1 protein-coding gene is annotated in these 577 nt (G+C 67.1%); it reads right to left on the bottom strand.

Annotation, left to right across the window (positions count from 1 at the left end):
* On the bottom strand, nucleotides 1–577 hold a 577-nt coding region (locus L6R21_28215; GenBank protein ID MCK6563090.1), incomplete at both ends, for a transposase.

Genomic DNA, 577 nt, shown 5'->3' with positions numbered 1-577 from the left:
CCACGACCATGCGGTACGAGCGCCGGCAGGCCTGCGGCATATGCTCGAACTCCGCCACCTCCTCCGCCAGCAGCCGCAGGTTCTCAAAACCTTTCTCGACCACGATCCGCTCCTTGACATTCTCGGGCCGCGCCCGCGGGAGCGCGGAACCGTCCGGCGCTGGGCGATGCTCACCGCGCGGCAGCGGTTTCCACGCCGTTTCCGGCAGTTCGTCGGCGCGTTGCTTCAAGCTGGCCACGGCGTCGTACCCGAAGATGAAGCGGATGCCCTGACCGTGCCAGCGGTCCAGATGCGCGGTCTGCGAAAAGTCCGTGTCGCCGCGGAAGGTGATTTTGCGAAAACCCGCCTCCCGGCACAGCGCCGCGGCACGGTCCAGGTAACCGGCGGCGCCTTCATGCGACGGACGCTCGCCCGGGCGGTTGACCACGTACAGCGGCTCGCCGGTGTTGGACAGCGACACGATCAGCGGGTGGTAGCCCCAGCGTCCGTCATAGGACAGACCCAAGCCTTCTTTGCATTCGCCGGTGGTTTCGACGATGGAGCCGTCGGCGTCGATCAGCGCCTCGCGGAAGAAGTC

This window comes from bacterium (genome assembly GCA_023150945.1).
Taxonomy (GTDB): Bacteria; Zhuqueibacterota; Zhuqueibacteria; order Zhuqueibacterales; family Zhuqueibacteraceae; genus Coneutiohabitans.
Note: the sequence above shows the minus strand (reverse complement) of the source record. Positions and strands in the feature narration are given on the sequence as shown.